General features: G+C 63.3%; 22 protein-coding genes. 15 read left to right on the forward strand and 7 right to left on the reverse strand.

The window, feature by feature from the left end; translation table 11 throughout:
• Positions 1 to 10: 10 nt before the first annotated feature.
• Positions 11 to 664, reverse strand: a complete 654-nt coding sequence (locus ACZK13_RS08550; RefSeq protein WP_006431024.1) for a TetR/AcrR family transcriptional regulator — start codon at positions 662 to 664, stop codon at positions 11 to 13.
• Positions 665 to 989: 325 nt separating this feature from the next.
• Here ACZK13_RS08550 and ndk point away from each other — a divergent pair, with 325 nt between their 5' ends.
• The 7 genes from ndk (at position 990) to der (ending at position 7,621) form a co-directional block, all read left to right on the forward strand.
• Positions 990 to 1,415, forward strand: coding sequence for a nucleoside-diphosphate kinase (gene ndk, locus ACZK13_RS08555; RefSeq protein ID WP_008265389.1), 426 nt, complete (start codon positions 990 to 992; stop codon positions 1,413 to 1,415).
• 10 nt (positions 1,416 to 1,425) lie between these two features.
• Positions 1,426 to 2,631 (forward strand): dual-specificity RNA methyltransferase RlmN, encoded by a 1,206-nt coding sequence (gene rlmN / locus ACZK13_RS08560; RefSeq protein ID WP_478482428.1) that lies wholly within the window; start codon positions 1,426 to 1,428, stop codon positions 2,629 to 2,631.
• Positions 2,618 to 3,403: a type IV pilus biogenesis/stability protein PilW gene (gene pilW, locus ACZK13_RS08565; RefSeq protein WP_121503074.1), complete on the forward strand. Its 786-nt coding sequence runs from the start codon at positions 2,618 to 2,620 to the stop codon at positions 3,401 to 3,403. The genes rlmN and pilW overlap by 14 nt, the downstream gene beginning before the upstream one ends.
• An 18-nt stretch (positions 3,404 to 3,421) precedes the next feature.
• Positions 3,422 to 4,294, forward strand: coding sequence for a RodZ domain-containing protein (locus ACZK13_RS08570; protein WP_478482429.1), 873 nt, complete (start codon positions 3,422 to 3,424; stop codon positions 4,292 to 4,294).
• 65 nt (positions 4,295 to 4,359) lie between these two features.
• Positions 4,360 to 4,998: a YfgM family protein gene (locus tag ACZK13_RS08575; protein WP_049399466.1), complete on the forward strand. Its 639-nt coding sequence runs from the start codon at positions 4,360 to 4,362 to the stop codon at positions 4,996 to 4,998.
• Complete coding sequence (gene bamB, locus ACZK13_RS08580; protein WP_121503076.1) at positions 4,998 to 6,206, forward strand: outer membrane protein assembly factor BamB; 1,209 nt, start codon at positions 4,998 to 5,000, stop codon at positions 6,204 to 6,206. The genes ACZK13_RS08575 and bamB overlap by 1 nt, the downstream gene beginning before the upstream one ends.
• Positions 6,207 to 6,223: 17 nt before the next feature.
• Positions 6,224 to 7,621 (forward strand): ribosome biogenesis GTPase Der, encoded by a 1,398-nt coding sequence (gene der, locus ACZK13_RS08585; RefSeq protein ID WP_478482430.1) that lies wholly within the window; start codon positions 6,224 to 6,226, stop codon positions 7,619 to 7,621.
• A gap of 307 nt (positions 7,622 to 7,928) precedes the next feature.
• Here der and ACZK13_RS08590 read toward each other — a convergent pair whose 3' ends face one another.
• The 4 genes from ACZK13_RS08590 to ACZK13_RS08605 all read right to left on the reverse strand — a co-directional run bounded on the left by ACZK13_RS08590 (position 7,929) and on the right by ACZK13_RS08605 (position 11,688).
• Complete coding sequence (locus tag ACZK13_RS08590) at positions 7,929 to 9,146, reverse strand: amidase family protein (protein WP_478482431.1); 1,218 nt, start codon at positions 9,144 to 9,146, stop codon at positions 7,929 to 7,931.
• Positions 9,147 to 9,285: 139 nt separating this feature from the next.
• Complete coding sequence (locus ACZK13_RS08595; RefSeq protein ID WP_478482432.1) at positions 9,286 to 10,068, reverse strand: lysine transporter LysE; 783 nt, start codon at positions 10,066 to 10,068, stop codon at positions 9,286 to 9,288.
• Between the two features lie 94 nt (positions 10,069 to 10,162).
• Positions 10,163 to 10,798, reverse strand: a complete 636-nt coding sequence (locus ACZK13_RS08600) for a LysE family translocator (RefSeq protein WP_478482433.1) — start codon at positions 10,796 to 10,798, stop codon at positions 10,163 to 10,165.
• A 74-nt stretch (positions 10,799 to 10,872) separates the two neighbouring features.
• The gene (locus tag ACZK13_RS08605; RefSeq protein ID WP_478482434.1) at positions 10,873 to 11,688 is read right to left on the reverse strand and encodes a helix-turn-helix domain-containing protein; all 816 of its coding nucleotides are present in this window, start codon (positions 11,686 to 11,688) and stop codon (positions 10,873 to 10,875) included.
• 89 nt (positions 11,689 to 11,777) lie between these two features.
• On the opposite strand from ACZK13_RS08605, the gene moeB reads away from it, so the two are divergent.
• The 8 genes from moeB (at position 11,778) to ACZK13_RS08645 (ending at position 22,620) form a co-directional block, all read left to right on the forward strand.
• Positions 11,778 to 12,914, forward strand: a complete 1,137-nt coding sequence (moeB, locus tag ACZK13_RS08610) for a molybdopterin-synthase adenylyltransferase MoeB (RefSeq protein ID WP_478482435.1) — start codon at positions 11,778 to 11,780, stop codon at positions 12,912 to 12,914.
• A gap of 689 nt (positions 12,915 to 13,603) precedes the next feature.
• Positions 13,604 to 15,436 (forward strand): monovalent cation:proton antiporter-2 (CPA2) family protein, encoded by a 1,833-nt coding sequence (locus ACZK13_RS08615; protein ID WP_478482436.1) that lies wholly within the window; start codon positions 13,604 to 13,606, stop codon positions 15,434 to 15,436.
• Positions 15,437 to 15,704: 268 nt separating this feature from the next.
• Positions 15,705 to 16,583, forward strand: a complete 879-nt coding sequence (gene folD / locus ACZK13_RS08620) for a bifunctional methylenetetrahydrofolate dehydrogenase/methenyltetrahydrofolate cyclohydrolase FolD (RefSeq protein ID WP_014036908.1) — start codon at positions 15,705 to 15,707, stop codon at positions 16,581 to 16,583.
• 398 nt (positions 16,584 to 16,981) lie between these two features.
• Complete coding sequence (gene guaB, locus ACZK13_RS08625) at positions 16,982 to 18,439, forward strand: IMP dehydrogenase (RefSeq protein ID WP_005409308.1); 1,458 nt, start codon at positions 16,982 to 16,984, stop codon at positions 18,437 to 18,439.
• 107 nt (positions 18,440 to 18,546) lie between these two features.
• The gene (locus ACZK13_RS08630; protein WP_478482514.1) at positions 18,547 to 19,023 is read left to right on the forward strand and encodes a hypothetical protein; all 477 of its coding nucleotides are present in this window, start codon (positions 18,547 to 18,549) and stop codon (positions 19,021 to 19,023) included.
• Positions 19,020 to 20,585 (forward strand): glutamine-hydrolyzing GMP synthase, encoded by a 1,566-nt coding sequence (gene guaA, locus ACZK13_RS08635; protein WP_087922318.1) that lies wholly within the window; start codon positions 19,020 to 19,022, stop codon positions 20,583 to 20,585. Before ACZK13_RS08630 ends, guaA begins: the two co-directional genes overlap by 4 nt.
• A 377-nt stretch (positions 20,586 to 20,962) precedes the next feature.
• Positions 20,963 to 21,991 carry a hypothetical protein gene (locus tag ACZK13_RS08640; protein ID WP_157721522.1) on the forward strand — a complete coding sequence of 343 codons (1,029 nt, stop codon included), beginning with the start codon at positions 20,963 to 20,965 and terminating at the stop codon, positions 21,989 to 21,991.
• A 26-nt stretch (positions 21,992 to 22,017) separates the two neighbouring features.
• Positions 22,018 to 22,620, forward strand: coding sequence for a hypothetical protein (locus ACZK13_RS08645; RefSeq protein WP_478482437.1), 603 nt, complete (start codon positions 22,018 to 22,020; stop codon positions 22,618 to 22,620).
• Positions 22,621 to 22,642: 22 nt separating this feature from the next.
• Here ACZK13_RS08645 and ACZK13_RS08650 read toward each other — a convergent pair whose 3' ends face one another.
• Together ACZK13_RS08650 and ACZK13_RS08655 are read right to left on the reverse strand one after the other, a co-directional pair.
• A complete protein-coding gene (locus tag ACZK13_RS08650) occupies positions 22,643 to 25,069 on the reverse strand; it encodes an AAA family ATPase (RefSeq protein ID WP_478482438.1) in 2,427 nt (808 codons plus the stop codon).
• A gap of 221 nt (positions 25,070 to 25,290) precedes the next feature.
• Positions 25,291 to 25,656 (reverse strand): hypothetical protein, encoded by a 366-nt coding sequence (locus ACZK13_RS08655; protein WP_087922322.1) that lies wholly within the window; start codon positions 25,654 to 25,656, stop codon positions 25,291 to 25,293.
• Between the last annotated feature and the right edge of the window lie 497 nt (positions 25,657 to 26,153).

Below are 26,153 nucleotides of genomic sequence, written 5' to 3' on the forward strand. Positions count from 1 at the left end.
CTGGGTGGAATCAAGGGGAAGCGGGCAGGGCGCTGGCGCGTGCGGCGGCGCGGAACCCGGCTTCGGCGAAATGGATCAGTTCGTGGGCGGCATGGGCACGATGCGCCGCTTCGGTGACACCGGCGGGACGCTTGATCAGCCCGAAGTCGGCCATGGCATAGGTGAGCGAGCCGGCCAGGAAATCCAGGCGCCAGTACAGCTCTTCCTTGCTCAGGTCGGGGGCGCATTCGGCAATCGCCTTGCCGAACGCACGCAGCACGTGACCGTAGTGGTCGGACAGGAACTTGCGCAGGTTGTCGTTCTTCTCGGCGTAGGCGCGGGCGATCACGCGCACGAAGGCGCCGCCGTTCTGGCGGTCCTGGGCCAGCGCCAGTGCCGGCTCGACGAAGGCGGCCAGCACCGGGCGCAGCTGCCCGGGGTGTTCGCTGCGGGCGCGCTCGAGCTGCGCCAGGCGCGCGCCGGTCATCTCGTCCATGCGGCGGCGGAACACCTCGTTGACCAGGTTTTCCTTGGAGCCGAAGTGGTAGTTGACCGCAGCGATGTTGACGTCGGCCTGACTGGTCACCTGGCGCAGCGAAGTGCCGGCGAAGCCGTGCTGTGCGAACAGCTCCTCGGCCGCGCCGAGGATCCGGTCCTTGGTCGAGAAGTGGGCGGGTTTGGCCATCGGCGGGCGGACCTTAATCAAACGATTGTTTGATACTAGGACCAGACGGTAGCGTATGGCATTTTGCAGTGCAGCAAAAATGCCCGGACCGGTCAGATTTCACTCAGGTGGGTGAATGGGCGCAAAGGGTAGTGCCGGCCGCTGGCCGGCAACCGCAGGCAGCCCGTGAGGCGCCAGCCTGCCGGCCAGCGGCCGGCACTACCACCCTGCCGCTTTATCTTTTACAATTCGCCTACGTTTATCAGGCTAAGCCCGCGTCCCGACGCGGGTTTTTTTCATGTTACCCTTCGGGCCATCAGCGGCCCGATTCCATTGGAGACATCCCATGGCGCTGGAGCGCACCCTTTCGATCATCAAGCCGGACGCCGTTGCCAAGAACGTCATCGGCGAAATCTACGCCCGCTTCGAGAAGGCCGGCCTGAAGGTCGTGGCCGCCAAGTACAAGCAGCTGTCGCGCCGTGAAGCCGAAGGCTTCTACGCCGTGCACCGCGAGCGTCCGTTCTTCAACGCGCTGGTCGAGTTCATGATCTCCGGCCCGGTGATGATCCAGGCCCTGGAAGGCGAGAACGCCGTCCTGGCCCACCGCGACCTGCTGGGCGCCACCAACCCGAAGGAAGCCGCTGCGGGCACCATCCGCGCCGACTTCGCCGAATCCATCGATGCCAACGCCGCCCACGGCTCGGACTCGGTCGAGAATGCCGCGATTGAAATCGCCTACTTCTTCGCCGCCACCGAAGTCGTTTCGCGCTGAGAGTAATGCCGTGAACGAGGTCGTACAGTCCCCCGCCATCCAGCCGCTGCCGAAGTCGGCACCCACGGCTGGCAAGCAGAACCTGCTCGACCTCGATCGCGCGGGCCTGGAGAAGTTTTTCGTCGAGGTTCTCGGCGAGAAGAAGTTCCGTGCCCATCAGGTGATGAAGTGGATCCACCATCGCTACGTCACCGATTTCGATGAAATGACCGACCTCGGCAAGGTCCTGCGCGCCAAGCTGCAGGCCCATGCCGAGGTGCTGGTTCCCAACATCGTGTTCGACAAGCCCTCCGCCGACGGCACCCACAAGTGGCTGCTGGCGATGGGCGTGGATGGCAAGAACGCCATCGAGACCGTGTACATCCCGGACAAGACCCGCGGCACGCTGTGCGTGTCCTCGCAGGTCGGTTGCGGCCTGAACTGCACGTTCTGCTCCACTGCCACCCAGGGCTTCAACCGCAATCTGACCACCGCCGAGATCATCGGCCAGGTGTGGGTTGCCGCACGCCACCTGGGCAACGTGCCGCACCAGATGCGCCGCCTCACCAACGTGGTGATGATGGGCATGGGCGAGCCGCTGATGAATTTCGACAACGTCGTGCGCGCCATGAGCGTGATGCGCGACGACCTGGGCTACGGCCTGGCCAACAAGCGCGTGACCCTGTCGACCTCCGGCCTGGTGCCGCAGATCGACCGCCTGTCTGCCGAAAGCGACGTGTCTCTGGCGGTGTCGCTGCATGCGCCGAACGACGCGCTGCGCGAGACCCTGGTGCCGCTCAACAAGAAGTATCCGATCGCCGAGCTGATGGCCTCGTGCGCACGCTACCTGCGCGCCAACAAGCGCCGCGAATCGGTCACCTTCGAATACACCCTGATGAAGGGCATCAACGACAAGCCCGAGCATGCCCGCGAGCTGGCCCGCCTGATGCGCCAGTTCGACAACGCGGTGCAGGCCAAGGATTCGGGCAAGGTCAACCTGATTCCCTTTAATCCGTTCCCGGGCACCCGCTACGAGCGTTCGGAAGAAGCGCATATCCGTGCCTTCCAGAAGATCCTGCTCGACAGCAACGTGCTGACCATGGTCCGCCGCACCCGAGGCGACGACATCGACGCCGCCTGCGGCCAGCTCAAGGGCCAGGTGATGGACCGCACCCGCCGCCAGGCGGAGTTCAACAAGACGCTGCAGGCGGGGAAGGGGAGCGATGCCACGGCCTGACCGCCTCTGGCTGGTTCTGTTCGCAGGCGTGCTGGCCGTTGCGGTCGGCGGCTGCAAATCCCATCCCAAGGCCAAGCTGGGCCCCAGCGAGGCGCCGGTCTACTCGGTCCGTGATCCGGACAGCGTGCGCCGCCAGGTGCGCCTGCAGGACCTGCTGGCCCTGGCCGCCCGCGACATGCAGGTGGGCAACCTCGATGCGGCCGAACGCAAGGCGCGCGAGGCGCTGAAGCTGGCCCCCGAGTCGCCCGATGCGCTGGTGCTGCTGGCCGGCATCGACGAGCGGCGTGGCCGCACCCAACAGGCTGGCGAGAGCTTCCGCAGGGCTGCCGAGCAGGCGCCGCAGCGCGGGGACATCCTCAACAATTACGGCGCGTGGCTGTGCCAGCAGGGCCGGCCGGCCGAGTCGCTGGTCTGGTTCGATCGTGCGCTGCAGGCGCCGGGCTACGCCACGCCGGCCGAGTCCCAGGCCAATGCCGGGGGCTGTGCACTGGATGCCGGCCAGTTCGAACGTGCCGAGCGCGACCTGCGTGCGGCGCTGGCAACGCTGCCGGGAAACCCGGTCGCGCTGGAGGCGATGGCCCAGCTCAGCTTCCGCCAGGGGCGCTTCATGGAGGCCCGGGCCTTCGCCGAACGTAGGATTGCGGCTGCACCCGCAACGCGTTCCGTGTTACAACTTGCGTCTCAAATCGAAGCGCGGCTGGGAGATCGGGCGGCATCTGACCGCTATCTTCAGCGCATTCGACAGGAATTTCCGCAGGAAGCGGGCTCCTAACTCCAGGGTTGATGCATTGTGATTGATGACCAGACTGTGAGCACTCTCGAGACTGCGGCCGGCTGCGGCAGCCGCCTGCGCCAGGCCCGCGAGGCGGCCGGACTGACCCTCGAAGATGTCGGCTCGCGCCTGCGCATGCCGGTCCAGGTGGTCAAGTCGCTGGAAGAGGAACAATGGCAGAAGCTGGGGGCGCCGGTGTTCGTGCGCGGCCAGCTGCGCAGCTACGCGCGCCTGCTGGACGTGGATGTGAGCCAGCTGCTGGAGCAGGCCCAGGTCGGCCCGGTGGTTCCGCCCACCCTGGTCAGCCATACCCATACCCCGCGTGCGCGCCGCATTGCCGAGAATCTCGGCCGTCGCGTGCTGTACGTCGGCATCACCGCCGTGCTGGCCGTGCCGGTGTGGTTCGCCACCCGCGGCCATTTCGATGGCAGCGCCACGCCGTCGCCGAACACGGCCTCGCTGGACGCGATCCCGGCCGCTGTGCCGGTGGCCCCGTCCGCTGCGGGTGTCGAGCCGGCAGCCCCGGCTGAAGTCGCGAGTGCCCCGGCCAGCAAGCCGGCCGCCACCCCGTATGTCGCTTCGCTGTCCCCGGTGCCGCGTTCGGCACCCGCTGCGCCCGCAGCCGCCAATACGCTGGAGATGCAGTTCAGCGGCGACAGCTGGGTCGATATCGGTGGTCCGGACGGCGCCACGGTCGAAAAGGCGCTGATCAAGTCCGGCGAGAGCCGCAGCTTCACGCCGGGCCAGGTGACCCGGGTGACCCTGGGCAACGCCTCGGCGGTCCAGGTTCAGCAGAACGGCGCTATCGTCGATCTGACCCCCTACCAGCGAGCCAACGTGGCACGCTTTCAGGTATCCTCTGAAGGCTCCGTAGTCCCGGTTTCGCACTGAGGCGCGGTTTCACCACCTTCGATTAATCCCAATGGTCCCTCCCGATGGGCGGGGCGAGAGTACGCATGGCGATCGACGATCTGCTCGACGAGCACGAACAAAGTGAACGCGTCCGCAGCTGGCTGCGGAAGAATGGCGCCAGCATCCTCGGTGGCGTAGTCATCGCCATCGGTGCCATTGCCGGTTGGCAGTGGTACCAGAAGGATCAGGGCGGCAAGCTGGCCTCGGCCAATGTCGAGTACCAGAAGGCACTCGTTGGCCTGCAGCAGAACAAGCTCGACGACGCCTCCAAGGCGGTCAAGGCGCTCGAAGCCGGCCCGTCCAGCATCTACGGCGACCTCGCGGCGCTGCAGCTGGCCAAGGCCCAGGTCGACGCCGGCAAGAACGAAGAAGCCCTGGCCACCCTGCGCGGCGTGAAGGTCGAAGGTGACCTGCAGCGCGTGGTCGACCAGCGTGTGGCCCGCCTGCTGGTGGCCACCGGCAAGAGTGACGAGGCGATCAAGCTGCTGGGCAGCGCCACCGACAGCAGCAGCCTGGAAATCCATGGCGACGCGCTGATGGCGCAGGGCAAGCGTGACGACGCCCGTGCACAGTACGAGAAGGCGCTGAAGTCGCTGGACGTGGCAGCGCCGCAGCGGCGCCTGCTGGAAACCAAGGTTATGGACGCCGGCGGCACCGTTGCCGCCCCTGCGGAGTCGGTTTGATGAGTCAGAAGGTCATGATCACCCGCGTCGCCACCGTGCTCCTGATGGGCATGGCCCTGACCGGCTGCAGCACCGTGAAGGGCTGGTTCGCCGGCAAGGACGCGGCCGCGAAGAAGGCACAGGAACCGGCTGAGCTGGTCAAGTTCGAGCCGACCCTGAAGGTCAACAAGGCTTGGTCGGTCAACCTCGGCAAGGGCGAGCGCCGCATCGGCGTGCGCCAGGGCCCGGCCGTGGCCAACGGCCACGTGTTCGCTGCGGCACTCACCGGTGGCGTGCACGCCATCGACCTGCAGACCGGCAAGAAGGTCTGGACCTGGGAGCCGAAGAAGGAAAAGAAGAAGGCCAAGCTGCGCCTGTCCGGCGGCCCGGGGGTCGGTGAGAACCTGGTCGTGATCGGCACGCTCGATGGCCAGGTCATCGCCTTGGACATCAACGATGGCAGCGAGAAGTGGCGCGCCCGTGTTCCGGGTGAAGTCATCGCCGCGCCGGCCATTGCCCAGGGCGCGGTCTACGTGCGCAGCAATGACGGCCGCATCACCGCATTCGATGCCGGCAACGGCACCCAGAAGTGGTTCAACCCGAGCGAGCTGCCGGCGCTGACCGTGCGTGGCAACGCGCCGGTGGTGACCGGCCCGGGCGTGCTGTTCATCGGCAAGGACGAGGGCGCGGTTGCCGCCCTGGCCCAGCAGGATGGCCGCACCCTGTGGGAACAGAATGTGGGCAACGGTGAAGGCCGTACCGAGCTGGAGCGCATGGCCGATGTCGACGGTGCGCCGGTGCTGGATGGCAACACCCTGTTCGTGAGCAGCTTCAAGAACCAGACGATGGCCATCGAAGGCCCGACCGGTCGCCCGCTGTGGGCGCGCGACCATGGTGGTGCCGGTGGCGTGGCGGTGTCGTCTGGCAATGTGTTCGTCACCGACAACAAGGGCGGCGTGTTCGGCCTGGACAAGGCCAGCGGTGCGGCGATGTGGTCGCAGACCGCACTGGCCCGTCGCTCGCTGACCGGCCCGGCACTGCACGGCGACTACGTCGTGGTCGGCGACTACAAGGGATACGTGCACTGGCTGCAGACCTCCGATGGTGCGATGGCGGCACGGGCAAAGAGCGGCGGTGACGCCCTGCTGGCCCAGCCAATCGTCGTAGACGGGGTGCTGCTGGTGCAGAACGTTGATGGCAAGCTGACCGCCTTCCGGTTGGCAAATTAAAAATTGGAGTAATCGCGATGCTGCCTTTGGTCGCCCTGGTTGGACGGCCGAATGTCGGCAAGTCGACTATTTTCAATGCGCTTACGCGCACCCGTGACGCCCTGGTCCATGACCAGCCCGGCGTCACCCGCGACCGCAACTACGGTGTCTGCCGTCTGGACGAGGACAATCATTTCCTCGTCGTCGACACCGGCGGTATCGCGGAAGAGGAAGAGGGTCTGGCAGGGGCTACCACCCGCCAGGCCCGTGCCGCTGCGGCGGAAGCCGACCTGATCCTGTTCGTGGTCGATGCCCGTGAGGGTACCTCGGCGATGGACGACGAGATCCTGGCCTGGCTGCGCAAGCTGTCGCGCCCGACGCTGCTGCTGATCAACAAGATCGACGGCACCGACGAGGACACCGTGCGTTCGGAGTTCGCCCGCTACGGCTTCGGCGAGATGCTGACCGTGTCGGCCGCGCACCGCCAGGGCCTGGACGACCTGCTGGACGAAGTGGTCCAGCGCCTGCCGGAAGAAGGCAGCGGCGAAGAGCTGGACAACGATCCGAACCGCATCCGCATCGCCTTCGTCGGCCGCCCGAATGTGGGCAAGTCGACGCTGGTCAATCGCATCCTCGGCGAGGAGCGCATGATCGCCTCCGACGTGCCGGGCACCACCCGCGACTCGATCGCAGTGGACCTGGAGCGTGATGGCCGCGAGTACCGCCTGATCGACACCGCCGGCCTGCGCCGTCGTTCGCGCGTGGACGAGGTCGTCGAGAAGTTCTCGGTGGTCAAGACCATGCAGTCGATCGAGCAGTGCCAGGTGGCCGTGCTGATGCTCGACGCCACCGAAGGCGTGACCGACCAGGACGCCACCGTACTCGGTGCCGTGCTCGACGCCGGCCGCGCGCTGGTGATCGCCATCAACAAGTGGGATGGCCTGACCGAGTACCAGCGCGAGCAGGCCGAAACCATGCTGTCGCTGAAGCTGGGCTTCGTGCCGTGGGCCGAGTCCGTGCGCATCTCGGCCAAGCATGGCTCGGGCCTGCGTGAGCTGTTCCGTGCGGTGCACCGCGCGCACGAATCGGCGAACAAGAGCTTCACCACCAGCGAAGTGAACAAGGCGCTGGAAGTGGCGTACGAGACCAACCCGCCGCCGACCATCCGCGGCCATGTCTCCAAGCTGCGTTACGTGCACCCGGCCGGGGCAAACCCGCCGACCTTCATCGTGCACGGCACGCGCCTGAAGGAGCTGCAGGAATCGTACAAGCGCTACCTGGAGAACTTCTTCCGCAAGCGCTTCAAGCTGATCGGCACGCCGGTGAGCTTCATCTTCCGCGAGGGCACCAACCCGTACGAGGGCAAGAAGAACGTCCTCACCGAGCGGCAGGTCAAGGCCAAGCGGCGCTTGATGAAGCACGTCAAGGGCAAGTGATGCAGAGAAAGGCGGCCGCAGGGCCGCCTTTTTCGTTTGTGGTAGTGCCGGCCGCTGGCCGGCAATCCCCCGTGTTCGCAGATACCGGTCGAGGCGGTCCGGCGCCCCGTGCCCGACAATATGGCCACGAGCATCGAAGAGCTTTCCCCCGCGTAGGCGTGTGAGCGCCTGGCCTACGGCGCCGCGATGATTGATGTGCGCTGGGCGGTCGCTGGGGGACCTACCTCGATGTGGAACTCGACGAGGGGACCTTTCAGCGACGGGATTTGGGCATGGACGCTTCTTTATGGCCAGGACCGGGTTCGACTTATGCAATTCCTGCTGTCATCTGCCTGGCTGAGGCCAGCACGAATTCATCCTGATAGTGACCGGCGGCAACAGAGAGTCCAACCGGGCAATTGTCGACAGTCAGCAACGGCATGGAAATCTCGGGCAGCCGCGCGACACCGGAAAAGGTGGTGATCGCCATTGTCCTATCGTAGAAGTCCAGCACGGCCTCCAGCGTCGTCAGCGATCCCTTGAGGGGGGCAATGACAGGCGTCGTGGGGAAGCAGATGACGGTTCCGGGCATGAGGAAAGCATTGATCCTCTCGAAGAACCATTCGCAGCGGGTGATGCTGTCGAGTGCGGTAAGCCGGTCGAACGATTGCACATTTCCATACGCCATGGAGAAGGCAAAGCCAAGCTCGGGCTTGTGTGTTTCGATCCAGCTGCCAACCGTGCTCTGGAATTCGGCCGTCTGCAGATTCCGAAGCGCCTTCACATTGCAATCGACTAGCGGAACGTCCGCGCCGACGATCTGCGAGAAGCGGACTGTCTCCGGCTCGATGCCTGTGCGGGTGGCGATCGCCTGCAAGGCGGCCTCCGCCTGGTTTCTCACTGCTTCGTCAGCAATGTCCAGCGCATCGGCGAGGACCAGGATACGTCGCAGCGGCGCCGGCTGGCTTGAGCTGCTGCGCAGCAAAACCCGTGTCGCTGCATCAAGCAGGTTCAATGATGCAGCAACGACGCCCACCGTGCTGACGCTCGGCATGAAGGGCAGCACGCCGGCTTCGGAAATCCGGTGCAGGGATGGGCGCATGCCCCAGATGCCGCACAGGCTCGCAGGAACACGGATCGAGCCGCCCGAATCGGTGCCGATGGAGAAATCGGCTACGCCATTGGCGACCGACGCTGCCGATCCACTTGAAGAGCCGCCGGGAATGCGATCTGGAGCCCTGGCATTCACCGGCGTGCCGAAGAATTGGCTTTCGCCATCGAGGCTATACGTGAATTCGTCCGCGACGACCTTGCCCACGCAGCGCGCGCCCGCAGCCAATACCTGATCGACGCAAAGCGCATTGAGCTTCGGCGCAGGATGCCTGGCCCGCCAGGCCGGGCTGCCATAGGAGGTCTTATGACCCGCCAGATCGATATTGTCCTTCACCGTGAAGGTTGTTCCCTCCAAAGGCCCTGCTCCAAGCGGTGCTATGTCGATCCTTTCGACGATCGAGCCGGACGGATCATCAGGGTAACTACTGTGCATGCTCATCTCGTGGTCGGTTCCGAAGCGTTGTGACGATTGTCCGTGCGAACATCGGCCTAATAGTATGAAACCCGAACGCTGCTGTTGCGGGCGCGCTGGGCGCGCCAGCCAGGCATGGGTTTGGTTCTCGATGTCTCGATCATGGCGGACTGCTGCGACGTGCGCGGCAATGCGGCAACGCGCATGGGATGCCTCGGCCGCGCCGCGATGTTGAAGCCGGTTGCACCTGGCTTGTGGCGGGGATCGATTCCGGCAGCTGCACCTGCCCCGTGATGCTTGCCCAGACCAGGGTCGTACCCAGTGCACCTGCCAGGTACGCCACCGACACCGCCCCGATCAGCAGGCCCGCGGCATGCTCCAGCCATGGAAGCAATCGGCAACACCCCTGTGCCCTGCGCGGGTGGCTGCCGAGCCACGCCATCAGCAGGCCGAGCGACAGCGCGACGCCACTCAGGCAGGCCACGTAAGCGGCCTGGGTGCCCGTGTCGGCAACGAGGCCGGTAACCAGGGCTGCAATCGCGAACTGCAGCATCCAGTTGCTGCTGCTGGCGAGCGCCAGCAGGCATCCTGCTTCGGCGTGCGGCCAACGGGAGCGGGCGCGCAGGCCCAAGGGCATCTGCAGGGAAAGCGGAGAGAACGGGGTCAAGCCGGCGTCGCGCAGGCACATGCCCGCCAGGCGCAGCAGCAGGAGGCAGCCCGCGCACTGCATCGCCAGCGTCCACAGGCCGCGGTTTCCCAGCATGCCCGCTGCAACGAAAGCCGTCGCACAGATGACGCCCGTACCGGTGGCGATACCGAACGACGCGGCCATGGCGGCGTGCCCGCCCGCGCCCATTGCGGTGCGCAGGATCTTCGCGTGATTGGAAGCAGGCAGGAGCATGGCGAAGCCGTACAGCACCGCGACGATGAAGAACTGCTGCACGTAAACCTGCCACCGACCTACAGAAAGTGCCGAGTGTGGGTTGGTGCGGACGCGCCGTATTGAACGCAATTGCGACAGGCGCGAATCGCCGGCATCAGCCCACCCACAGCGACACGACGATCCATAGCGCCAGCGCAATCATCAGGAGCCCTGCGGCGCGCTCCAGCCAGGGCAGGGCGCGTGCGAATCGGCCCAGCACCCACGGGTGGCCGACCAGCGCGGCTACCAGCAGATCCCAAAGCAGGACGATGCCGAACATCCACGCGCCATAGAAGAACTTCGTTGCGGCGTTGGCCTGGGGGCCATTGAGCATTGCCGCCAACGTTGCGTAGAACAGCGCATTCTTCGGGTTCAGCAGCGCAGACAGGGCGCCCAGCCCTGCCGCCTTCCACCATCCGTGTGCACCGCCCGCTGGCGATCCGGCGGCAGCTTCAGGTGCCTGCAGCGTCGTCGAACCCGCATGGCGCAGGAACAGCGTGCCGAGGTACAGCAGGAAGCCGCAGCCTGCCAACTGCACCGCAATGAATCCTGCGCTGCCCGCGCGCAGCATGGCCATTCCAGTGAAAGCCGCCACGATGAAGACGCCGTTGCCGACGGCGATGCCTGCGCAGGCGCCACTGGCGGTGCGCCAGCCAGAGGTGATCGCGGTGCGTGCAACGAGGAAGAAATCGGGACCGGGTGAGAGCAGGGCGAGAAAATGTACGGTGGCGATGACCAGGAACTGTTCCATCGGGTCCGGCGGCGGCTGGCGGGGGCGCCAGTGTGGGGATGCGCCGCGCGATGGTATTGAACGTTATTGCAGGCTCAGCGCCGGTACTGGCCCGGGGTCGCACCGGCGTGGGCCTTGAAGACCCGCTGGAAATGACTCTGGTCGGCAAAGCCCAGTGCATGCGCGACCACGGCCAGTGCCTGCCCTTCGCACAGCCGCCGCCGGGCCTCCTGGATGCGCTGGTCGATCTGCCAGGCGTGCGGGGTCAGGCCCGTGGCACGTCGGAAGGCGCGGATCAGCTGGTAGCGGCTCATGCCTGCCAGCGATGCGAGCTCCTGCAGGGCCGGGGTGTGTTCGAGCCGCTGGCGCAGAACGTCCATCACCGGTTGCACCCGCTGCTGCAATGCGGCGTCTTCAGGCGGGCCGGCGACGGCTACACCATCGTGTTCATCCAGATCGCCGACGAACGCGATCAGGGCCGCTTCCTTGACGCTGACCGGATCGTCGGAGAACAGCGTCTCGTTGAGCTGGCAGTACTGCTGGTAGCGCGGGCGATGGTGGGAAATCCGGATGGGTTCCTGCTGCCAATCGGGTCCGGGCAGGCCGTCATACTCGGCGCGGACATCGGCCATCCAGCGCGCGTCCAGGTGCAGCATCTGGTAGCTCCAGACCTGGCCGGGCAGGGGGTTGCAGGCATGCACGCGGCCTGCGGGTACGCCGACAAGATTGCCGGGTTGCAGCAGGCGCGGTCCTTCCGCCGCGCCGGTGAACACGCTGTTGCCGGCGTCCACCGCGCCGATCGAGAAAGTGTCATGGCTGTGCGGGCGATGGCAGGCGCGGCTGTCGCACGCCCGTCGGCTTTCGACGAAGGGCATGCGCGGGTCACGCCAGAATTCGGTGGCAGAGCGCATGCAGCGGTTCCGGGATGCAGGGAGCAACGCCCGCATGGTGCCATGTTCGGGGCAAGGCGCGTCGAGGGTGTCTGCGCGATAATGCGGCCATGAGCATCCAAGAGCTTTCCCCCGCGCAGGCGCGTGAACGCCTGGCCCACGGCGCCGTGCTGATCGATGTGCGCGAGACGCATGAACGGGCCGGGGGCATGGCCGAGGGCGCGCGTGGCGTGGCCAAGGGCGAGCTGCAGGCCGACCCGGCCGCGCATCTGCCGCGACTCGACCAGGAAATCCTGCTGATCTGCCAGAGCGGCAAGCGCTCGGCCGATGCCGCGCAGTTCCTGCTGGAGGCTGGATACACCAATGTGGCTTCCGTGAGCGGCGGTACCGTGGCCTGGCGCGAGCAGTCGCTGCCGCTGGTGCAGCCGCTGGCCAGCGCCGCCGACCGCGATTTCTACGACCGCTATTCGCGCCACCTGCTGCTGCCGCAGGTGGGCGAGGCCGGCCAGCGCCGGCTGCAGCAGTCGCGGGTGCTGGTGCTGGGTGCCGGCGGCCTGGGCGCGCCGGCCGGCTTCTATCTGGCCGCGGCCGGGGTAGGGCACCTGCGCTTCGCCGACCACGACCGGGTGGAGCGCAGCAACCTGCACCGGCAGATCGTGCATACCGAAGCCAGCGTCGGCCAGCTCAAGGTCGATTCCGCGCGCGAGCGGCTGCTGGCGCTGAACCCGTCGATCGAGGTCGAGGCGGTGCCCGAGCGGGTCACCTCCGAGAACGTGGATGCGCTGCTGGAGGGCGTGGACGTGGTGCTGGATGGGTCGGACAACTTCCCGCTGCGCTACCTGCTCAACGACGCCTGCATCAAGCACGCCACGCCACTGGTGTATGCCGCCATCGAGCGCTTTGACGGCCAGGTAAGCGTGTTTGACGCCGGCCGCCAGCGCGGTGTGGCGCCGTGCTACCGCTGCCTGTTTCCGGAGCCGCCGCCGCCGGAGTTTGCGCCGAACTGTTCCGAGGCCGGCGTGCTGGGTGTGCTGCCGGGATTGGCCGGCGTGCTGCAGGCCACCGAGGTGCTGAAGCTGCTGCTGGGCATCGGCGAGCCGCTGGTCGGCCGCCTGCTGCGCTTTGATGCGCTGGGCATGCGCTTCCGCGAGACCGGCATCCGGCCGGACCCGCATTGCCCGGTGTGCGCGCCGGGCGTGCCGTTCCCGGGGTATATCGATTACGCCGCGTTTTGCCGGGGCGGGTGAACCCGGCCGGGGAATGCCTTGGTAGATGCCGACCTTGGTCGGCGCTTTCGTGCCAACCAAGGTTGGCACCTACCGAAGCGGGTGCATGGTTTCGGAATCCGGCATCCGGCCGGGCCTGCACTGCCCGGTGTGTGCGCCGGGTGTGCCGTTCCCGGGGTATATCGATTACGCCGCGTTTTGTCGGGGCGGGTGAGGCTGGCCGGGGAGTGGATTGGTAGATGCCGACCTTGGTCGGCGCTCTTGTGCCAACCACGGTTGGCACCTACCGAAGCGGGTGCATGGTTGGCGCCCGCCGATGCGCATGCATGGTTTCGGAATCCGGCATCCGGCCGGACCCGCATTGCCCGGTGTGCGCGCCGGGCGTGCCGTTCCCGGGGTATATCGATTACGCGGCGTTTTGCCGGGGTGGGTGAGTTCGGCCGGGGAATGCCTTGGTAGATGCCGACCTTGGTCGGCGCTCTTGTGCCAACCAAGGTTGGCACCTACCGAAGCGGGTGCATGATTGGCGCCCGCCGATGCGCATGCATGGTTGGCACCCATCGACGCGCATGCATGGTTTCGGGATGATGCTGGGGTCGCTCCCTGCATCGTTCCATCTCCAAGACAATCCGGCGCAACATGCGTGCTATTGCCGTCATCGGCATTGCTCTATTGTTGAACCCGATTCTGGATCTTGGGGAAAACACCGCATGGCGGTAGAAGCAGCGACCAGCGAGCTGGTCAAGGTCGTGGCCCTGCTGGGCGCGGCGGTGGTGATGGTGCCTTTGTTCCGCCGGGCCGGCCTGGGCTCGGTGCTGGGCTACTTCGCCGCTGGCCTGGCGATCGGACCGTTCGGGCTGGGCTGGTTCTCCGACCCGCAGGCCATCCTGCATACCGCCGAGCTCGGCGTGGTGATGTTCCTGTTCGTGATCGGCCTGGAGATGCGGCCCTCGCACCTGTGGAGCCTGCGCAAGGAAATCTTCGGGCTGGGCACGCTGCAGATCGTCACCTGTGCGGTGGTGCTGACCAGCATCGCCAAGCTGTTCGGGTTGCCCTGGCAGGTCGCCTTCATCGGCGCCACCGGCTTCGTGCTGACCTCCACCGCGGTGGTGATGCAGCTGCTGGCCGAGCGTGGTGACATCGCGCTGCCGTCGGGGCAGAAGATCGTCTCCATCCTCCTGTTCGAAGACCTGCTGATCGTGCCGTTGCTGGCGCTGGTGGCCTGGATGGGCCCGAGCGCGGGCAGTGCCGATGGCGAAGGTTCGCGCTGGTTGTCGGTGGCGATCGGCGTCGGCGCCATCGTCGGCCTGGTGCTGGTCGGCCGCTTCTTGCTCAACCCGCTGTTCCGCGTGCTGGCCGAATCGAAGGCGCGCGAAGTGATGACCGCCGCTGCGCTGCTGGTGGTGCTGGGTGCGGCGCTGCTGATGCAGCTGTCCGGCCTGTCGATGGCGATGGGCGCGTTCCTGGCCGGCGTGCTGCTGAGCGAGTCGACCTTCCGTCACCAGATCGAGGCGGACATCGAACCGTTCCGCGGCATCCTGCTCGGCCTGTTCTTCCTCAGCGTGGGCATGGCGCTGGACCTGGGCGTGGTGGCTGGCAACTGGCAGCTGATCCTTGGCCTGGTGCTGGCGTTGATGGCGGCCAAGGCGCTGTGCATCTACGTGGTCGCGCGCATCATGGGCAGCGACCACGCGCAGGCCCTGGACCGTGGCGTGCTGATGGCGCAGGGCGGCGAGTTCGCTTTCGTGCTGTTCTCCGCCGCCGCATCGGCCGGCGTGATCAACCTGGAGATCAATGCCAACTTCACCGCCGTGGTGGTGCTGTCGATGGCGCTGACCCCGCTGGTGGTACTGGTCTACAAGCGCATCGCACCGAAGCCGACGGTGAACATGGACGGTGTGGACGAGGCCGACGGCCTGTCCGGCAGCGTGCTGCTGATCGGCTTCGGCCGCTTCGGCCAGGTCGCGAGCCAGTCGCTGCTGGCGCGCGACGTGGACGTGACCATCATCGACAACGATGTGGAGATGATCCAGAGCGCGGCGCGGTTCGGTTTCAAGATTTATTACGGCGATGGCACGCGTCTGGATGTATTGCATGCGTCCGGTGCAGCAACTGCGCGTGCGATTGCGGTGTGCGTGGACAAGGCCGAAGCGGCTGACCGCATCGTTGAACTGGTGGCGCACGAGTTCCCGCAGGCCAAGCTGATGGTGCGCTCGTTCGACCGCGAGCATTCGCTGCGGCTGATCCATGCCGGTGTCGATTTCCAGATCCGCGAGACGTTCGAGTCGGCGGTGCTGTTCGGCCAGGCCGCGCTGGTGGAACTGGGGGCGGATGAGGACGACGCGGTGGAGATTGCCGAGCAGATCCGCCGTCGCGATGCCGAGCGTTTCGAGCTGGAGATTGCCGGCGGTGGTTTGAATGCCGGCGCACGGATGATCTATGGCAACAGCCCGCAGGGCGTACCGACGCCGACGCCGTTCACCGCACCGAAGCGGGAGAGCAAGACGCTGAACCCGCAGGATGTGCCGGAAGAGGAAGAATAGCCCGGTAGTGCCGGCCGCTGGCCGGCAACCTCAGCGCACCACCCGTCGGTAGTGCCGGCCGCTGGCCGGCAAATACGGAAACGTTCCGACGTCATGAGGTTGCCGGCCAGCGGCCGGCACTACCGGAGGTTTGCAATTTGCGTAACCCCGGGGTCAGAGCCCTTTGCCTGCGGCAAAGGCATCCGACCCCATCAGGACCCATTCCGCGGTGGGCGAGGGGGCCTGAATCGGGGACAATAGCGTCCCCGCCGCCCCACGCCCGCTCCCGATGACCGATTCCGCCCCCCAGCTTCCTGCCCGCATCCTTGATGGCCGCCGCATCGCCGAGGACCTGCTCGACAGCCTGAAGGTGCGCGTCGACGCCCGCGTGGCCGCCGGCGGCAGCCGTCCGGGCCTGGCCGTGGTGCTGGTCGGTGGCGACCCGGCCTCGACCGTGTACGTGCGTAACAAGCGCCGTGCCGCCGAGAAGGTCGGCATCGAAGCGCATGACTACGACCTGCCGGCCGGTACCACCGAAGCCGAGCTGCTCGACCTGATCGACCAGCTCAATGCCGATCCGAAGATCAACGGCATTCTGATCCAGCTGCCGCTGCCGGGCATCCCGGACGCGCGCCGGTTGATCCAGCGCATCGACCCGCGCAAGGACGTGGACGGCTTCCACCCGGAAAACGTCGGCCACCTCGCCCTGCGCGAGTTCGGCCTGCGCCCGTGCACCCCGCGCGGCATCACCACGCTGCTGGGCCACACCGACCAGCCGGTGCGCGGCCGCAACGCCACCATCGTGGGTGTGAGCAACCACGTCGGCCGCCCGATGGGCCTGGAACTGCTGATTGCCGGCTGCACCGTGACCAGCTGCCACAAGTTCACCCCCAAGGACGTGCTGGAACAGGCCGTGCGCAACGCCGACATCCTGGTGGTGGCGGTGGGCCGTCCGGGCATCGTGCCGGGCGAGTGGGTGAAGCCTGGCGCGGTGGTGATCGACGTGGGTATCAACCGTCTGGACGACGGCCGCCTGGTGGGCGACGTCGGGTTTGAAGCGGCCGCCCAGCGGGCGAGCTGGATCACCCCGGTGCCGGGTGGCGTGGGCCCGATGACCGTGGCAACGTTGATGCAGAACACCCTGGAAGCCGCGGAAGCGCTGAGCTGACCTGCTGTTGGGGAGATCTGCCGTCGGTGGGTGCCGACCGTTGGTCGGCACAATGCCAGAGGGGTGGGGCTCCTGCTGGGGCACCGGTGTCTGAGAGAGAGTGCGGACCAACGGTCCGCACCCACCACAGGCAGGCCGACGACCGGCTGTTGGTAGGTGCCAACCTTGGTTGGCACGATCCGTCCGCCGCTGGACCCCAGATGGGGTGAAGGCCCCTCCCTGTTTGTGCCAACCAAGGTTGGCACCTACCAAAGGCGGTGCGTTTGGGTGCCCTGAACGGATCACCGCTGGCGCGACACTGTGTCGCGCAGAAATCCAATTCTGGCTACCAAAAAATGCTGTTCTTGGCTCCAGAAACAGGGTAAAATGTCGCGCTTCCCCACATCTCGGGTATGCCGATGCTGCGCATCCAGGCTGAAGCACTCACTTACGACGACGTCTCGCTCGTCCCCGCCCACTCGACCATCCTGCCCAAGGACGTCAACCTCGAAACGCGGTTGACTCGCGACCTGAAGCTCAAGCTTCCGATCCTGTCTGCAGCCATGGATACCGTCACCGAAGCCCGCCTGGCCATCGCCATGGCCCAGCTCGGCGGCATGGGCATCATCCACAAGAATCTCAGCCTGGAACAGCAGGCCGCGGAAGTGGCCAAGGTCAAGAAGTTCGAGGCCGGTGTCATCCGCGACCCGATCACCGTCGGCCCGGAAACCACCATCCGCGACGTGCTGGCCCTGACCCAGGCGCACAACATCTCCGGCGTGCCGGTGGTGGGCAGCGACGGCCTGCTGGCCGGCATCGTGACCCACCGCGACATGCGCTTCGAGACCGAGCTGGACGATCCGGTCCGCCACATCATGACCAAGAAGGATCGCCTGATCACGGTCAAGGAAGGCGCCGCCAGCGATGAAGTGCTGCAGCTGCTGCACCGCAACCGCATCGAAAAGGTGCTGGTGGTCAATGATTCGTTCGAACTGCGTGGCCTGATCACCGTCAAGGACATCCAGAAGAACACCGATTTCCCGAACGCTGCCAAGGACCTGTCGACCCGCCTGCTGGTCGGCGCTGCCGTCGGCGTGGGTGGCGATACCGATCGCCGCGTGGAAGCGCTGGTCGCCGCCGGCGTGGACGTGATCGTGGTCGATACCGCGCACGGCCACTCGCAGGGCGTGCTGGACCGCGTCAGCTGGGTCAAGAAGAACTTCCCGAACGTGCAGGTCATCGGTGGCAACATCTGCACCGGCGAAGCCGCACTGGCGCTGCTGGACAGCGGCGCGGACGCAGTCAAGGTCGGCATCGGCCCGGGCTCGATCTGCACCACCCGCGTCGTCGCTGGCGTCGGCGTGCCGCAGGTCACCGCCATTGATCTGGTGGCCGAAGCGCTGCAGGACCGCATCCCGCTGATCGCCGACGGTGGCATCCGCTACTCGGGCGACATCGGCAAGGCGCTGGCCGCCGGTGCCTCGACCATCATGGTCGGCGGCCTGCTGGCCGGTACCGAAGAATCGCCGGGCGAGACCGAGCTGTACCAGGGCCGTTCGTACAAGAGCTACCGCGGCATGGGTTCGCTGGCTGCCATGGAGAAGGGGTCGAAGGACCGCTACTTCCAGGACGCCGCCACCGCCGACAAGCTGGTGCCGGAAGGCATCGAAGGCCGTGTGCCGTACCGCGGCCCGGTGGGCGGCATCATCCACCAGCTGATGGGTGGCCTGCGCGCCACCATGGGCTACGTGGGCTGCGCCACCATCGAAGACATGCGCAGCAAGCCCAAGTTCGTGAAGATCAGCGGCGCCGGCCAGCGTGAGAGCCACGTCCACGACGTGACGATCACCAAAGAGCCGCCGAACTACCGCGCCTGATGCGCTTGCGAACTGCTCTTGCGATCACGGGCAGCCTGCTGATGGCAGGCTGTTCGTTGTCCGAACCGCCGCCGCGCTCCGGGTCTCCGGGCGCGGCGGTTTCGCAATTGCAGGACGTGCAGGCGTGCCAGAACGCGTTCTCGTTGCCGAAGGGCTGGCAGGTGCAGGCCGCTGGCGAGCAGCATTGGCTGCTGAAAGGCACCGGCGAGCGTCCGCTGCAGGTCACGCTGCAATGCATTACCGAGCTGCTGCACGGGCCGGATGATCCGGTGCTGACGCCGGTGCTGGGCGCGCTGGAGCCCGCGCGGATGAGCGTGCGCTGGGCGTCCTGGGGCGCTGCGGATTCGGGCTTCTCGATGGCCGCGCTGCAACGGCGCATCGTGTCCGGCACCGAAGTGCAGGAAATCGCCGAGCTGCCGCGCGCCGACCGCTCCAACCCCAACGCACCGCATGGCCTGCTGATGCTGCGCTGGGACGAGGAAGACCCCTCACATATTCAACAACGCGAGGCGTTCATCGCCACGCTGACGCAGAGCCTTGAAGCGCCGGGCGCTGCGAAAAACACCACTGGAACGGCACCATGACCAATATCCATAACGACAAGATCCTCATCCTCGATTTCGGCGCGCAGTACACGCAGCTGATCGCCCGCCGCATCCGCGAGCTGGGCGTCTACTGCGAAATCTGGGCGTGGGACCACAACCCGGCCGAGATCGCCGCGTTTGGCGCCAAGGGCATCATCCTGTCCGGCGGCCCGGAATCGACCACGCTGCCGGGTGCGCCGGCCGCGCCGCAGGAAGTGTTCGACAGCGGCCTGCCCATCTTCGGCATCTGCTACGGCATGCAGACCCTGGCCGCGCAGTTGGGCGGCGCCACCGAAGCCGCTGACCAGCGCGAGTTCGGCCACGCCGAAGTGAACGTCATCAACCCGGATGCACTGTTCAAGGGCCTGAGCGACCATGGCGGCGAGCCGAAGCTGAATGTCTGGATGAGCCACGGCGACCACGTCTCCGTTGCACCGCCGGGCTTCACCATCACCGCCACCACCGACCGCATTCCGGTGGCCGCCATGGCCAACGAAGAAAAGCGCTGGTACGGCGTGCAGTTCCACCCGGAAGTGACCCACACCCTGCAGGGCCAGGCGCTGCTGCGCCGCTTCGTGGTGGATGTGTGCGGCTGCCAGACCCTGTGGACCGCCGCCAACATCATCGACGACCAGATCGCCCGCGTGCGCGAACAGGTGGGCGATGACGAAGTGATCCTGGGCCTGTCCGGCGGCGTTGATTCGTCCGTCGTGGCCGCGTTGCTGCACAAGGCCATCGGCGAGAAGCTGACCTGCGTGTTCGTGGATACCGGCCTGCTGCGCTGGCAGGAGGGCGACCAGGTGATGGCGATGTTCGCCGAGCACATGGGCGTAAAGGTCGTGCGCGTGAATGCGGCCGACCGTTACTTCGCCGCGCTGGAAGGCGTGAGCGACCCGGAAGCCAAGCGCAAGATCATCGGCAACCTGTTCGTCGAGATCTTCGACGAAGAGTCGAACAAGCTGAAGAACGCCAAGTGGCTGGCGCAGGGCACCATCTACCCGGACGTGATCGAGTCGGCCGGCAGCAAGACCGGCAAGGCGCATGTGATCAAGAGCCACCACAACGTGGGCGGCCTGCCGGAGCACATGAAGCTGGGCCTGGTGGAGCCGCTGCGCGAGCTGTTCAAGGACGAAGTGCGCCGCCTGGGCGTGGAGTTGGGCCTGCCGCGCAGCATGGTCTACCGCCATCCGTTCCCGGGCCCGGGCCTGGGCGTGCGTATCCTGGGTGAAGTGAAGCGCGAGTACGCCGAACTGCTGGCCAAGGCCGATGCCATCTTCATTGATGAGCTGCGCAAGGCCGATCTGTACGACAAGACCAGCCAGGCGTTTGCCGTGTTCCTGCCGGTGAAGTCGGTGGGCGTGGTGGGTGATGCGCGCGCTTATGAGTGGGTGATTGCGCTGCGGGCCGTGGAGACGATTGATTTCATGACGGCGCATTGGGCGCATCTGCCGTACGAGTTCCTGGGCACGGTGAGCAACCGGATCATCAATGAGTTGCGGGGGGTGTCGCGGGTTGTCTATGACATCTCGGGGAAGCCGCCGGCTACTATTGAGTGGGAGTGAGTTGAAAGAACGAGGGCGCCGAGAGGCGCCCTTGTTGTATGCGGCGCGCGCCCTCGTGTTCTCATTTTGAAGCTCTTGGCGCGTTGAAGCTCTTGGCGCGTCGCGCTGGACTTGTACCAAGGCCAGAATCTGCGGGCTCGCCCCGGAAGAGTTGCCAGGGATATGTACCGTTCATCGACGTGGTGGGAATGACTTAGGAGAGGTTCCATCCTCAGATACCTTGGCTTTGGATGCCTGATATCTGCTGATGGCTGGAAATGAACGTCAAGACTGGCTTTCGGCGTATACGAAAACTAGTGTGAATCAGCTTACGATAGATGCGAGTCTGTCCACGTGCTGGATCATGTTCCTGCGCATGGAGAAGGCGGCGCAAAGGCTTGGATAAGAGCGAGGTGCAGCAAATGCTACTTCCGGAAGATATTGAGCTGGGATTTTCATTCTCTGGCTACGATAAGAGAAGTCGAGTACGCGTGATGCTGTTTCACCCAAAATGGGGAAGTTACCCACGGGGAACTTTTTTCTGCGACGATGGCTTCTTCCATGCTGATGAGGATCTGGTCTTCTCCGTTGTGCGCTGCACTGGCTGGCGGTCCATCAACGAAGATGTTCCATTTTCCGAGTTCGCTTGGGCTTCGCCTGCCCAGGTAAGGGTGTTGGGTGCGCTTCTTTTTTGTCAGACCTTTGACGGGGCTAGGATCCTTCTCTACCCGGTGGTTGGGCAGGAGTTGACTTTGAGTGCGGATGGGCTCTGTCTCGATGGACAGGACTCGGTCCGAATGATCAAAGAGAAGCTGCTGCTATCTGCGAAAGAGCAGCATCATCGAGCGAACATTCCGTGTGTTCCGGCCGGATTGGTGAGTGAGCCTTACGACCTGTTGGATCACGACCTTGATATGGGCCGCTTCCTGTCGTCGTATCAGAGGATAGATCCTTCAAACTTTGTACTTGTGCGAGGAATTCAGGCGTTAGTGAAGTCAGATATGTTGGGGCGGCATCGAGAGTTCGGTGAGGAATCGGTCATTGCCGCATTCATCGCGTTAGATGCTTCGTTCTCACTTGTCTTGCGGGAACTAAGGCTGGAGGGGCTGAATAATCCATCGGCGAATGATGCAGCCCGTTGGCTACATCGTGTTCTCTACGAGGCGTTTGGGCATGAGCCGCCCGGAGCACTGGAGAAATACTTTGAGGAATTCTACGCAAGTAGGATTTCAACGATGCATCCAAGCAATCGGTTCGGGGACTTTCCGTACTCGCCGACCATGTGGGACGACGCAATTTACTTGAGATCGCAGCTAAGGCAGGTCTTCTCATTCCTCGTGCATGGAAGGCATTTCACGGACTTCAAAGATGCGGTCGACGATTTCCGTGCTCAGCGCAATCTTGGGTCTGCGGTGTTAAATGGATGAAATTCCAATATTAAAGGGAGCGAGGGATGGGGGATGATGCCTTTAGCATCTGGGTGCCGCACCAGGCGTTCTACATTCAGTCGATGCTCTTCAATACGACATCGGCCTTCGAGTCGTGCGGAATTGCGGAGGGGATCATCAAGAGAATATTGAATGACGAGATTGATCCGCAAGAGGAGAGAGACGTTCTGCTGGACTGCTTGCAAAATATAGTAAACCAGTCCGGATCTATATCGCGGTACTTCTTCCCATCGCGTGATGGGGTGAAGGCGGGAGATAAGAAGAGTATTCACAAAGATCGCGGACGTTACCTATCAAAGGTCTTCGGTGTGGAGGGCGACAGCCCCCTGATGAATCGATCATTGAGGAATTCGATTGAGCACTTCGACGAGCGGCTTGATCTCTATCTTCAAGGTGGGATAGTTGGATGCATTTTTCCTAGCCTTGTTCTCCCTGAGCCTGAAGACTCGGATGTGCCTCATCACATCTTCAGGGCTTACTACTTGAGGGAAGGAATATTCCAAGTGTTAGATGAGAGATACAAAATACAGCCGATTGTTGATGAGGTGGCCAGAATTCATGATCTCTTAGTAAGATTTGATGGCAACGGTGGGGTCTTTCGTTTGTAGGAGTGAAATTTGCGCCTTGTCATTATTGTGCCCTAGGTGGCTCTCCAATGCTCTTGAGTAGGGCATTGTATTGATGGGGGTCTGAGGAGAATATTTTATCTAAGACAAAGTTGGCCACTTTGGATATCTCTGGAATTTCTATAGGTTTGAATCCACGATCTGGTGTCGATTCAAGATGAGAAAATTCATTGTTGAGTCGATTAATTAGGGAGATTGCAGTTGCGTCTTCATTTCCAAAGAATTTCTTGATTCGCTCAAGCGCATCGTTCTTGTCGTCGTGGTAGGGGAGCTTGAAGAACAAGAAGGCTTCTAGGAACTTGCGAAGGTTGTTCCCAAAGCTATAGAACGGCTCGTGCGCATCATGCGCGGTGTGTTGGTTCCGGCATTTGTATATCTGATGGAAGAGGTAGTTGAACTCAGTGACGTAGTCCTTCAGATAGGACGGCATCAGTAATATGTCGCTTGTGGGGCCATTTCGCTCCACCATGAAATGCTCACTGTCATCAACGCTCTTGGCCTTCCCTTCCCCAGTTGGCAACTTTTTTTTAGGTGTCGACAACCTCTTGAGATATTTTAAGAAGTCAAGGTTGTGAGTGGAGATGAAGAGCTGACGGTAGCGATAGCCATTAGATCCGTCCGCATTCTTGAACGGCTTGGCAATCAGGCTCTCGATCAGGCTGAACATGAAGAAGATGTGGTTCCCGTCTAGGCTGGAGATCGGATCGTCAATGTAGACAATCAAATCCTTGCCCTTGCTTTCAGGTTCTTCCAGTCTGGCAATGAAGTAGCAAAAGGCAATCAGACTGCATTCGCCTTCACTTAAGTTGTAGGCGGGTTTCCCATCTCGAACTATCTCAAATTTGACGACGTTCCTCTCCGCATTGTCCCTGGCCTCAAGCTTGATTCCATCATGACCAAAGAAATGGTTGAGCAAGGAATTGACATGCTCCGCACCTTTGCGTTCATCCTTTTGTTGGCTTAGGAGGAGGGAGATATGGGCTTCGAGCTTGATAATCTCGGCTTCCGCGTCACCATACGCAGTACTGGTAATGTCGGCGTCTGTCTTAAGGTCCGCTATGCGGGCCACCTCTGCATCGTAGTTGATGGCGCTGATGAAGGAGGCAACATCGGCGAGTCGTAATGCCTCTCGCGCGGAGCCCTTGTCCTTCTCTAGGGAGTCGGTTCGGCCATTGCTCTTTCCGATTAGATCATTTATATCGTGGGCACATCTCTGAATTGCCTCTGGATCATGCTTGGAGAGCGGCATGGCAACCTGCTGAAAGAGGTTGCTCTTTCTCGCATTTAATGCGGCCTTGAGCATTTCCAAGTCTTGCTTGTAAACCACTAGGCATTCAGTGAGTAATCCTTTGCTGGCCTCAAACGAAGCCATTTCCTCTGTATAGAACTTGTCGCCACTTAAAGTCAAGAAGCTAGGTATGGCTTGAATTTCGCTGGTGAGCAAGGCCATGCATGAATCGATGGATGACTCAAGATCAGATGATTCCTTGCTGAAATGTGAGTCCAGAACCTCCCACATGTTATGAGGAAGGCTCTGACGACAAAAGGCGCACGTGTCTCGCTTGTCTTTGTGCAGTGCTATGCCTTGCTTCACCCACGCTTGAAGGGTGGCCTCAATCAATAGCTCCTGAATCGCTTGAGTTGGCTTGATTAATCTTGAAAGTAGCTCTTCAGCGGTCTTGCTCAGTGAGTCGTGCTTGAGGCTGATCGTTACGGTGTCGGCAATGTCAGGTAGGGCCTCTTGCTTTAAGAGGTTTACCTTTATTGCTTGTTCTTCGGTTGTCAATGGCGTGAATCCGGCCTTTTTGACGGAAGTGATGTCCCTCTTGATGCTTTCTATGTTATAGACGGCGGGGCCATAGGTGCGGTTCTGCTTAATGTTCTCGTTGGCATGAGAGCGAAGCTTGCTTTCCAGTGCATCAAAAGCACTCTTATGGTTGTTCTTGTTCCGATCTCTTTCTTTCCTCTTGGTAGCTAGATCGTGCCGAAGGCCCGTCTTGGATTCTGAGCTGCCAAGTTTTTCCTGGATGGCTGTGATTTCATTCTCGATCTCCTTGTTCTTCTCACCGACGATTGCGAAGGACTTTATCTCCCCTCCAACGTCCTGATTGATCAGGAAGCTAAGATTTTCACTGACGAAATCCCGGTTGTAGACTCGGATATCGTAGTCATGGTCAGCGATGCTAGTCTGAGTTACATCACCTTTGTCTCCGCGGATGGTGAAGGTCGCGCCAGCGTAGTTTGAAGGCATGCGTCCCGTTTCGAGCGCCCGGAAGATTCGGGAAAGAGTGGTTTTACCAGAATAATTGCGACCATAGAGGATATTCAGACGCTTGAAATCCTGGACTGTGTTGCCACGATCACGCACGCTCTTCTTCCAGTTAAGACCACTGAAGCTTCCGAATTGGGTGATGTCAATCTGGTTAAACATGCCCCCTCCCCCTAAGAGTGACCATTGGTGTGGCGCAGACGTAGCAGTTGTAGATTATCTTTGGGGCTGCTGCAACTTTGAGAGTCTGACTGCACCAGCTATGGGTTCATTCTGGCGCGGATCAATATCGCGATGGAACCTCCAACGAATGTCCGCTTCTAGCCGGAATCGGACGTCGGTCGATACCTCGCTCGAGGAAGTCTGGCGCAGGTGTGCTTGGATCAAGTAGAACACTCCGGCCTAACCTCCCGGCAAGCCCACTCAACCAGCCCCCGGCAAGCCAAGAACAGGCCATCCACAACCCCCTCATCCAGATGCCGCTCCGGGTCTGCTGCCACCCGGCAGCGATCCGCTGCATGCAGCAGCTCCAGTACCGTCAGCGCCCCGACCATTGCGCGCTCGCTCCGCGCCAGGCTCACGCGGCGGCCGGGTGACACATCGGTTTCTGGCCAGGGATGACCATCAGCGCCCTCGCAGCCGCGCATGCGCTTGAGGATGCCGAGCAGGGAGTTCAGGTCGGGCAGGGGAGTGTCGTCGTTGATGGGTTCAACAACGGTGTACGAGGAGAAGGTGTCGGATTCGTTCATGGCGTCGGCTTCCGTGGCTGTGCTTAACAGCGCCACCGTGTGAGCGGGTGGCGGACGGTGCGGGTTGCAAACCGGGACGCAGAGAAGTGACCGGCGGGCCCGAAGGCCCCCACGCACCGTCCGCCATATAGGCCGACGGATTGCCAGCCGGCACCGCCCCAAGGACGGTGCCGACTGGCAAGCGTTTTCACTCTACGTCTCGGGTTTGCACGCCCGGCCACCCGTTGTCGGTGGCGCGCCATGGTGTTTACACCGCCGCTTCGAACGCCAATAGAAAATGGCGAACACGAAGTGGAATTCGAGAGCGAAGAACTATTGTTGCACGCAGCATTCGTGCAGGCCGCGACACCGCCGGACGCATTCGCGCAGCTGCTCCGTTGATTGCGAATCAAAGTGGCGCAATCGCCCACGCGACAAGCGAATAGCGCGACGACCTGCTTTGCAAAAGTTCTTAGTCCGCCTCGCCAAGCAACGGCGCGCGATCAGCCGCATAGCCC

Source organism: Stenotrophomonas sp. 99219_Sma, assembly GCF_056480785.1.